The organism is Phaeovulum sp. (genome assembly GCF_041596715.1).
In the GTDB taxonomy this organism is placed as follows: domain Bacteria; phylum Pseudomonadota; class Alphaproteobacteria; order Rhodobacterales; family Rhodobacteraceae; genus UBA6213.
Map to the genome: position 1 here is coordinate 1 of NZ_JBFHIA010000141.1, position 8396 is coordinate 8396.

At 63.1% G+C, this 8396-nt stretch carries 10 protein-coding genes; 7 read left to right on the plus strand and 3 right to left on the minus strand.

Features of this window, described 5'->3' with window-relative positions; all coding sequences use genetic code 11:
- Positions 1-13: 13 nt before the first annotated feature.
- Together mbfA and ABY403_RS10460 are read left to right on the plus strand one after the other, a co-directional pair.
- Positions 14-991: an iron exporter MbfA gene (gene mbfA / locus ABY403_RS10455; RefSeq protein ID WP_372840754.1), complete on the plus strand. Its 978-nt coding sequence runs from the start codon at positions 14-16 to the stop codon at positions 989-991.
- A gap of 79 nt (positions 992-1070) precedes the next feature.
- Positions 1071-1760 (plus strand): nitroreductase family protein, encoded by a 690-nt coding sequence (locus ABY403_RS10460; protein ID WP_372840745.1) that lies wholly within the window; start codon positions 1071-1073, stop codon positions 1758-1760.
- Positions 1761-1771: 11 nt separating this feature from the next.
- Here ABY403_RS10460 and ABY403_RS10465 read toward each other — a convergent pair whose 3' ends face one another.
- Positions 1772-2515 (minus strand): hypothetical protein, encoded by a 744-nt coding sequence (locus tag ABY403_RS10465; RefSeq protein ID WP_372840746.1) that lies wholly within the window; start codon positions 2513-2515, stop codon positions 1772-1774.
- Between the two features lie 58 nt (positions 2516-2573).
- On the opposite strand from ABY403_RS10465, the gene ABY403_RS10470 reads away from it, so the two are divergent.
- The 5 genes from ABY403_RS10470 to ABY403_RS10490 are packed head-to-tail and all read left to right on the plus strand — an operon-like array spanning position 2574 to position 6319.
- Positions 2574-3500: an AEC family transporter gene (locus ABY403_RS10470; RefSeq protein ID WP_372840747.1), complete on the plus strand. Its 927-nt coding sequence runs from the start codon at positions 2574-2576 to the stop codon at positions 3498-3500.
- 9 nt (positions 3501-3509) lie between these two features.
- On the plus strand, positions 3510-4337 hold the full coding sequence (gene fghA / locus ABY403_RS10475; protein WP_372840748.1) for an S-formylglutathione hydrolase: 828 nt from the start codon (positions 3510-3512) through the stop codon (positions 4335-4337).
- The gene (locus tag ABY403_RS10480) at positions 4337-4798 is read left to right on the plus strand and encodes a YaiI/YqxD family protein (RefSeq protein WP_372840749.1); all 462 of its coding nucleotides are present in this window, start codon (positions 4337-4339) and stop codon (positions 4796-4798) included. Before fghA ends, ABY403_RS10480 begins: the two co-directional genes overlap by 1 nt.
- Positions 4791-5408, plus strand: coding sequence for an HAD family hydrolase (locus ABY403_RS10485; protein ID WP_372840750.1), 618 nt, complete (start codon positions 4791-4793; stop codon positions 5406-5408). Before ABY403_RS10480 ends, ABY403_RS10485 begins: the two co-directional genes overlap by 8 nt.
- Complete coding sequence (locus ABY403_RS10490; RefSeq protein WP_372840751.1) at positions 5405-6319, plus strand: ornithine cyclodeaminase family protein; 915 nt, start codon at positions 5405-5407, stop codon at positions 6317-6319. The genes ABY403_RS10485 and ABY403_RS10490 overlap by 4 nt, the downstream gene beginning before the upstream one ends.
- Before the next feature lie 46 nt (positions 6320-6365).
- Here the strand turns inward: ABY403_RS10490 and ABY403_RS10495 are convergent, their stop codons facing one another.
- Both ABY403_RS10495 and ABY403_RS10500 read right to left on the minus strand, forming a co-directional pair.
- A complete protein-coding gene (locus ABY403_RS10495) occupies positions 6366-7601 on the minus strand; it encodes an MFS transporter (protein ID WP_372840752.1) in 1236 nt (411 codons plus the stop codon).
- A 341-nt stretch (positions 7602-7942) separates the two neighbouring features.
- Positions 7943-8396 (minus strand): VUT family protein (locus tag ABY403_RS10500; protein WP_372840753.1); only part of this gene is annotated, 454 nt, incomplete at its 5' end.

The following is an 8396-nucleotide window of genomic DNA, read 5'->3' on the forward strand; positions in this document are numbered from 1 at the left end:
GATGAGGTTCCTTATGATCCCCGGCCTAGCCTCGCGCCGCCGCTTTTCCGACCTGACAGAGCAAGAGATCCTTGCGCTGGCCATTTCCTCAGAAGAGGACGACGCCTCGATCTATCGCACTTATGCGCAGCGCCTTCGCGCTGATTACCCGGCCTCGGCGCAGGTTTTTGACGGCATGGCTGCCGAAGAAGATGAACACCGTCGCCGCCTGATCGAGGTGCATCAGGCGCGGTTCGGCGATGTCATCCCGTTGATCCGTCGCGAACATGTGGCAGGCTTTTACGCACGCCGGCCGGTCTGGCTGATGGAAAACCTGTCGCTGGAACGGATGCGCGCCGAAGCCGAGGCAATGGAACAGGATGCCGCCAAGTTCTACACCACCGCCGCACAGCGCAGCACTGATGCCGCAGCGCGCGCCCTGCTGGGCGATCTTGCGGCAGCTGAAGCAGGGCACGAGGTGCGCGCAGGCGAATTGGTTGCCGAGCATCTGGGCGAAGAAGAAAAGGGCAAGGAAGACCGCGCCGCGCACCGCCAGTTCATTCTGACATGGGTGCAGCCGGGGCTTGCCGGGCTGATGGATGGTTCCGTCTCGACCCTCGCGCCAATCTTCGCCACCGCCTTTGCCACGCAAGACACGTGGACCACGTTTCTGGTCGGGGCTGCGGCTTCGGTTGGTGCGGGTATTTCGATGGGCTTTACAGAGGCCGCGCATGACGACGGTGTGCTATCGGGGCGCGGCAGCCCGTGGAAACGCGGCGTGGCCAGCGGCGTGATGACCACCCTGGGCGGCATGGGCCACGCGTTGCCCTACCTCATCCCCGAGTTCTGGACAGCCACGACGATTGCGATGATCGTCGTGTTCGTCGAGCTTTGGGCAATTGCCTGGATCCAGAACAAGTTTATGGAAACGCCATTCCTGCGCGCCGCGTTGCAAGTGGTGCTTGGTGGCGCGCTGGTATTCGCCGCAGGGGCACTGATCGGCGCAGGCTAAAGGCGCGCGGCCTGCACCACGGCCTTGCCAACATGTCCCGGCTTTGCCCGGACGGACCACCGCATTACCGGAGCCCGCGATGACAGAGACAGCGAAACCCACCTATACCGCCCTGCCCCTGCCCGACCGGGTGCAACTTCCGCCCGAGCAATCTTTGGGCGCGGCGCGTGTGTTTCGTGACCACATGCGCAAGCGTCACTCGGTGCGCGACTATGCGCCCACGCCGGTTTCGCGCGAGGTGATCGAGGCTTGCGTTGCCGCCGCAGCCTCGGCGCCATCGGGTGCCAATCGCCAGCCTTGGCATTTCGTGGCGATTTCCGACCCTGCACTGAAAGCGCGCATCCGCGCCGCAGCCGAAGAAGAAGAGCGCGCGTTCTACGAAGGTGGCGCGGGCGACGAGTGGCTGGCTGCACTCGAACCCATCGGCACCGGCGCGCTCAAGCCGCATCTGGAAGAAGCGCCTTGGCTGATCGTTGTATTTGCGCAGCGCTATGGCATTGGGCCCGATGGGCAACGGATAAAGCATTACTACGTGCCCGAAAGCGTAGGCATCGCCGTTGGCATGTTGATCGCCGCCATTCACCACGCAGGGCTCGTGTGCCTCGAACACACCCCGAACCCGATGAAGTTTCTCAACGCCGCCTGTGGTCGGCCCGAGAACGAAAAGCCGGTGATGATCTTGCCGGTGGGCTACCCCGCCGAAAACGCCACCGTGCCCGCCGTCGCCAAAATCAAAAAGCCGATGTCAGAGGTTCTTAGCGTTTTCTGATCTGCGCGCGCTCAAAGCAACGCCATGACGCGGGCATGAAAGGCCTGTGTCAGGGCGCGACATTCTTCAAGGTATCCGCTTGCCGCGCGCGCGCGGGGTAAAGCTGCCAGCCAATCGGAAGGATCGGCCATTTCGGGGGGCTGCGCGAAGCCGCCAAACTTCTGGCCGTAAGGCAAACATAGCACCCGGCGGCCCAGCAGAAGCGCCCAATAGGTGCCGTGGTAGGAATTGGTCACCACCGTTTCGCCAGATGCGATAAAGTCGATTACCGGCGCGAAATTGCCCTGAAAGTTGGTGGCGAATGGAATACCCGCGGGGCGCGCAAGGTTTGCCGATTTGGTGGCATGGGCAAAGATCACCACCTCGTGGATTGGCGCAGGTGGCGCTGAAAGCCGCGGTGCCATGCAAGACACACAGGGCACATGGATAGTGCCCTCCACCCCCACATCGCGGCACCCCAACAGATCGACCGCACAGGTGAAAACATCGTGCCGTGCGGTATCGCGGCTGACGCCGCGCATACCGATCCCCCAGACCACGCGCCGCCGCGCCGCCGCCGCACGGTAAAGCACGGCGCCGGCAACTTCGCCGTAAACCTGACCGCCGCCCAAAACCGCAATGTCGCAGGCAGGGACGGTTTCTCCGAAGTTCTGCACCGTCACTTCGGCACCAAAATCCAGCCAGCGCGCGGGGCTGGCCACGCGGTCGCCGATGTTGCGTGTTGCGCGGCGGTGTTGAAAAACAAAATGCGCCATTCCGTTAACCTGCCCGCGCCGCCTTGCATTCGCAAGAGCGCCATGAAAGCGTGCGCCCATGCTGGCGATCTTCTTCAAAACGCTTCCGTTCTTTGCATTGATCGGCCTTGGCTGGGGGGCCGGGCGCTTGCGCTTTTTTCCGCCCGAAGCCACCGCTTGGCTGACGAAGTTCGTCTTCTACTTCGCGCTTTCGGCGATGCTGTTTCGGTTTTCGGCAACGCTTTCGCTGTCTGAGTTGTTCAGCGCACCATTCGTTCTGGCCTACCTGTCGGGCTCGGCGCTCGTTTGGGCCTTGGGTATGGCGGTCGCGCGGGCGCGGCGCTTGCCCTTGGCCGAGGCCGCGATGGAGGCGCACACCTGCATGACCGGCAACACCGGGTTTCTGGGCGTGCCGATGCTTGTCGTGCTGCTTGGCCCGGCTGCCGTTGGCCCGGTGCTGATGGTGCTGGCGATTGACCTGATCGTGTTTTCCTCGTTGATCACGCTGCTGGTGACAGGCGCGCGGCACGGGCGGGTTTCGCCTGCGATGTTCGCAGCCCTTGGCCTTGGGCTGGCAAAGAACCCGATGATCGTGTCGATGCTGGCAGGCCTTGGCTGGGCCGGGTTTCATCTGCCCACTCCGGCCCCGCTGATGGAGTTCGTCACTATCCTCGGGGCCGCTGCCACCCCCGGCGCGCTGTTCGCCATCGGCGCTTCGCTGGCGGCAAGGTCGGCAGAACGCATCCGTCCTGCGGCGTGGCTTTCGTTTGCCAAGCTGGTGCTGCATCCGCTGGCGGTGGCCGTGGCCGCATGGGCTTTTGGGGTTGAACCCTATGCGGCAGGGGTAATGGTGGCGGCGGCGGCTTTGCCGGTGGCGGGAAATGTCTATATTCTGGCAGCGCATTACGGGGTGGCACCGCAACGAGTTTCGGCTGCGATCCTGATCTCGACCGTGTTTTCCATAATAACCGTGCCGGCGGTCATCGCCTGGGTCACGGCCAGCTAGGGGGTTTTCATGCGCATGGTTTCCGAAAACCGGGCCTTTGGCGGCGTGCAAGGGGTCTATGCCCACGCATCGCAGGCGACGGGGTGCGAAATGACCTTTGGCCTTTACCTGCCACCCGCCGCCGAGGCAGGGCCGGTGCCGCTTTTGTGGTTTCTGGCGGGCCTGACCTGCACCCATGAAAACGCAATGGTCAAGGCAGGCGCGCAACGATGGGCAGCCGAAGCCGGTCTGGCGCTTTGTTTTCCCGATACCTCGCCGCGCGGGGCTGGGGTGGCCGATGACACCGCCTATGATCTGGGGCAAGGCGCGGGGTTCTACCTCAACGCAACCGAAGCACCTTGGGCTGCGCATTTCCGCATGTGGGATTATCTGGCTGACGAGCTGCCCCGCATCGTCACCGCCAATTTCGCGGTCGATGAAGACCGCCAGTCGATCACTGGCCATTCCATGGGTGGCCACGGCGCGCTGACACTGGCGATGCGCCTGCCGGGGCGCTACCGCTCTGCCTCGGCCTTTGCGCCGATCGCGCAACCCACGCGGTCTGACTGGGGGCGCAAACAGTTTGCCGCCTACCTCGGCCCCGATGAAAGCCGCTGGCTTGCGCATGATACAACCTTCCTGATGCAGACCGAAGGTTTTGCGGGCGAGGTGTTGGTCGATCAAGGCAGCGCCGACACCAACCTCGACCTTCTGCGCCCCGAGGCGTTGGCCGCCGCCATGGCCGCGCGCCGCCAGCCCGGCGCGTTTCGTATGCAGGCAGGCTACGACCACAGCTATTTCTTCGTCGCGAGCTTTATCGCAGACCACATCGCCTTTCATGCGAAAGTCCTTGCCTGATGGCCCTTTACGTTGACGCCGATGCCTGCCCGGTAAAGGCCGAGGCCGAAACCGTTGCCTCACGCCTGCGGGTGAAGCTTTACATGGTTTCAAACGGCGGCCTGCGCCCCTCTGCCAATCCGCTGGTTGAAATGGTCTATGTCGCTTCCGGCGCGGACGAAGCTGACAAGTGGATCGCAGAACGCGCGGCGCGCGGCGACGTTGTGGTAACCGCCGATATTCCGCTGGCGGCCAAATGCGTGGCAAACGGCGCGCGTGTGCTGACCCATGCGGGCGAACCGCTAACCCCGGCCAACATCGGCCAGATCCTTGCCACGCGCGATCTGATGGCAGATCTGCGCGCCGCCGACCCGTTTCGCCAAGGCTCGGGCAAGGGCTTTACAAAGGCAGACCGCTCGCGTTTTCTCGACGCGCTCGACCGGGTGCTGCGGGCCGCCGAAAGGGATGCGACAAATGATTGAGGCGGTGGTTTTCGATATCGGCAACGTGCTGATCGAATGGCAGCCAGAGCGGTTTTACGATGCCAAAATCGGCCCCGAAGCACGCCGCGCGATGTTCGCCGAGGTCGATCTGCACGGCATGAACGACGCGGTGGACCGTGGGGGCGATTTCAAAGGCACGATCTACGACACTGCCGAGGGTTACCCCCACTGGCGCAACGAAATCCAGCTTTGGTACACCAACTGGATCGACATGGCCTGTCCGGTGATCTCGCGTTCGGTGCGGCTCATGCGTGCGCTGCGCGCCAAGGGCATGCCAGTTTTTGCGCTGACCAATTTCGGTATCGGCTCGTTTGCCTATGCCCGCACCCAGTATGACTTTCTAAACGAGTTCGATCGGGCGTGGGTTTCGGGTCATATGGGCGTGATAAAGCCGGACCCGCGCATTTACGAGTTGGCAGAGGCCGATTGCGCGTTGCCGCCTGCAGCGCTGCTTTTCGCCGATGACCGCGCCGAAAATATTGCCGCCGCCGCTGCCCGCGGCTGGCAAGTGCACCATTTCACCGGGCCCGAAGGCTGGGCCGCACGGCTGGTTGCCGAAGGATTGCTGAACGAAAGGGAAGCCGAATGAGCGTGGAAATCATCGGACCAGAGGCCGAGGCGCATCTCGATTGGCTGGCGCTAACCGACGCGCTGGCGGCAGGCCACGCGCTGCCGCGCGCCGAGGTGGCCGATACGTTCCTCTATCGCGGCAAGGATACGCTTCTGACCCGCTCGGCATGGATTAGCGGGCTGGGCCTTGCGGTCAAGGCGGCCAGCGTTTTCCCCGGCAACCCAGCGCAAGGGGTGCCAATGGTCAACGGTGCTGTCACGCTTTATGACGACGCGACCGGGCGGCTAGAGGCGATCGTCGATTTCCACCTTGTCACCAAATGGAAAACGGCGGGCGACAGCCTCTTGGCCGCGCGCCGCCTTGCCCGACCCAACGCGCGCCGCATCCTGATTGTGGGCGCAGGCAACGTAGCGCGCTCGATGATCGCGGCCTACAACGCGGCCTTCCCCGGCGCGCAATTCACCATATGGAACCGCTCGCCCGAACCCGCGCGTGCGCTGGCCGCCGCCACCAAAGCCACTGCCACCGAAGACCTTGAGGCAGCGGTGCGCAGCGCTGAAATCATCGCCACCACCACGATGTCGTCTGCGCCACTGGTCATGGGCGAATGGCTCGCCCCCGGCACCCACCTTGATCTGATCGGTGCCTACCGCCCCGATATGCGCGAGGTGGATGATACCGCGCTGACGCGCGCCAGCCTCTTTGTCGATGCCCGCGCCACCACCATCGGCCATATCGGAGAACTCAAAGACCCGATTGCCCGCGGCATCATTTCGCCCGAAAGCATCCGCGCCGATTTCTACGACCTGCCTAATGGTGGCTTCGCCCGCCAAAGCCCTGACGAGATCACGATCTGCAAGAACGGCGGCGGCGCGCACCTAGACCTGATCGCGGCGCAATACATCCTTGCCGCGTGGCGCCACCGCTAGGATTTCGCGCAAAGCTGCGGCGTTAGCAGGCATGACCCCGGCGCAATCAAGCGGGTTGAAGCTGCATCACGCGCTCGCGGATCGGCAGGTGCACCAGCGCTGAAAACGCGCCCACGGCAACGCCGATCCACCACACGGCCGTGTAGTTGCCGTAGATGTCGTAAAGCTTGCCGCCCAGCCAGACCCCCATGAAAGACCCGATCTGGTGGCTGAGAAACACAAAGCCATATAGCGTGCCCATATAGCGCAACCCGTAGATATGCGCGACCAAGCCCGAGGTCAGCGGCACCGTAGCCAGCCACAGCGCCCCCATCGACAGCGAGAAGAGCACCACCGTCGTGGGCGTGATCGGCAGCAGGATGAAGGCGGCCGAAACCAGCGTTCGCGCCGTGTAGATGCCCGCCAGCAGGTATTTCTTGGTATACCGCTTGCCCAGCCACCCAGCCATGATCGAACCGCCGATATTGGCCAGCCCGATCAGCGAAATCGCCACAGCCCCCAAGGCCGAGGTTGTCGAAATCCCCAGTGTGGCCAACACCCCGTTCGGTGCAACGGCACCGCACATTTCGGTAATGAACGCCGGAAAATGCGCGGTCAAAAAGCCAAGCTGATAACCACACGAGAAAAAGCCCAGAAAGATCAGTGTGTAAGACGGGTCACGAAAAGCCCGCTTAAGCACGTGACCAAGGCTTTCTTCCAATTCCGCGCGGCTGGCACGCGCAGGGGCGCGCAGCATCGGCAACGCGAACAGCGCAAGCAGGATCACTGCGGCAAAGACAATGAACACCTGCTGCCAAGGCATCACCCCCAGCAAGCCCTGCGCAACCGGCGCACCGAACACCTGCCCCGCAGACCCCGCGGCGGTGGCGATACCCAGCGCGAGGCTGCGGTTGGCATCCGACGTGGCGCGCCCGACAACCGCCAGTATCACTCCGAATCCGGTGCCCGCGATGCCGAAACCCACCAGAATCTCTAGCATCTGATGTTGCAGTGGCGTTGTCGCATAGGCCGAAAGCACCAGCCCACCCGCGTAGAAAAGCGCGCCCAGAATGATCGCGCGGCGGTCACCGAACCGTTCGGCAAGCGCCCCGAAAAGCGGCTGCCCAAAGCCCCATGCAAGGTTCTGAATGGCGATGGCCAGCGAAAACTCGGCGCGCGGCCAGCCAAACTCGGCTGCGATCGGGATTTGAAAGACGCCAAAGCTCGCTCGAATCGCAAAACCAAGCATCAAAATGATGCTGCCCCCGATTAGCACGGGGGTGAACAGCCGTGTGCTCTGCATTTGCGTCTCTCCCAAGGCACAGGGCTGCAAAATCGCGGCGCCGCCGTGGCACGTCAATTGCCGAATTGTGCTGGCGACAATTTCCGCCCTGCACCAGCCTCAAATCGAAAGGCCGCCCGTTGCCGGGCGGCCTTCGAGATCTACGGAGATGGGCCAGTTAGGGCGTCGTTTCCGACTGGTCCCAGTCAGGGTGCTTAACCCTTGGGTCTGCCCTCAGGCAACGCTCCCCCTGACTGTCCCGACACCTCTCTCCAATATCACTCTCGACACTGGACCACCTCCTTTCGCTCGCGTTACCGATAGGGGCAGGCTGACACAGATTTTGTGTTTGTCAAAAGTTTTTACGCATACCTTGTGGTCATTTTCTTCACGATGATGCGAAAAAGCGGAAGCGCCACCAGCGCGAGCGACAGCTTCACCCCCAGATCGGCCAGCGCCAATGATACCCAAAGCGGCGCTTGCGGGCCCATCCCCAGCATCGGCACGGCACCCGTTGCCCAGCTTGTATCCTCGCCGGGGTGCACGAACGAAAGCAGATCTGAAAACGCCACCGAAAAGAAAATAATGGTGTCGAGCGATGCACCGACAAGCGTTGAAATAAGCGGCGCGCGCCACCAGCGACCGCCCCGCAAACGGTCAAACACCGCCACGTCCGTCATTTGCGCGGTCAAGAACGCAAGCCCGGAACCGATCGCGATACGCTCTGTGGTGGCGTTGAAACCTGCCGCCACCAGCGAACAGGCAATCCCTACGCCAAAGCCCGCCAACACCACGCGCCGCGCCGCCGCCGGGCCA

Excerpts from the sequence above, each read along its gene's own strand:
- mbfA (WP_372840754.1), top strand. The coding sequence starts at position 14 with ATGATCCCCGGCCTAGCCTCGCGCCGCCGCTTTTCCGACCTGACAGAG.
- ABY403_RS10460 (WP_372840745.1), top strand. The coding sequence starts at position 1,071 with ATGACAGAGACAGCGAAACCCACCTATACCGCCCTGCCCCTGCCCGAC.
- ABY403_RS10465 (WP_372840746.1), bottom strand. The coding sequence starts at position 2,515 with ATGGCGCATTTTGTTTTTCAACACCGCCGCGCAACACGCAACATCGGC.
- ABY403_RS10470 (WP_372840747.1), top strand. The coding sequence starts at position 2,574 with ATGCTGGCGATCTTCTTCAAAACGCTTCCGTTCTTTGCATTGATCGGC.
- fghA (WP_372840748.1), top strand. The coding sequence starts at position 3,510 with ATGCGCATGGTTTCCGAAAACCGGGCCTTTGGCGGCGTGCAAGGGGTC.
- ABY403_RS10480 (WP_372840749.1), top strand. The coding sequence starts at position 4,337 with ATGGCCCTTTACGTTGACGCCGATGCCTGCCCGGTAAAGGCCGAGGCC.
- ABY403_RS10485 (WP_372840750.1), top strand. The coding sequence starts at position 4,791 with ATGATTGAGGCGGTGGTTTTCGATATCGGCAACGTGCTGATCGAATGG.
- ABY403_RS10490 (WP_372840751.1), top strand. The coding sequence starts at position 5,405 with ATGAGCGTGGAAATCATCGGACCAGAGGCCGAGGCGCATCTCGATTGG.
- ABY403_RS10495 (WP_372840752.1), bottom strand. The coding sequence starts at position 7,601 with ATGCAGAGCACACGGCTGTTCACCCCCGTGCTAATCGGGGGCAGCATC.